This window comes from Bacillus sp. mrc49, assembly GCF_002803435.1.
This window is the reverse complement of record NZ_PHNG01000083.1, coordinates 1-304: the sequence shown is the minus strand read 5'-3', so window position 1 is coordinate 304 and position 304 is coordinate 1. Positions and strand designations below refer to the sequence as shown.

Below are 304 nucleotides of genomic sequence, written 5' to 3'. Positions count from 1 at the left end.
CCCCCATTGCCGGTGGTCATCCTTTTCCTTTATGCTTTGAAGCTATCTTGCCATTTGAGCAAATGATTTTCCAAAAAGCGAACAAATGAGTCTGAGATTTTACCAGCCAAGGCAAAAATGATGATGCCGACGAATACGATGTCCGTTTGCATGAATGAACGGGCATCCTGGATCATGAAGCCCACTCCCCTAGCCCGGTGATTATATAGACTTAGTTATCAAGCTGTCAACCCATTCACTTCTCATTCAGGAAATTACTACCTATTATGCATAGTCCGGAATCAAAAGGAAAGGGCGACTTCTC

1 pseudogene is annotated in these 304 nt (G+C 43.8%); it reads right to left on the bottom strand.

The features are described from left to right. Positions 1–29: 29 nt before the first annotated feature. Positions 30–188 (bottom strand): annotated as a pseudogene (locus CVN76_RS00580) (ABC transporter permease); the annotation flags it as partial. Positions 189–304 lie beyond the last annotated feature (116 nt).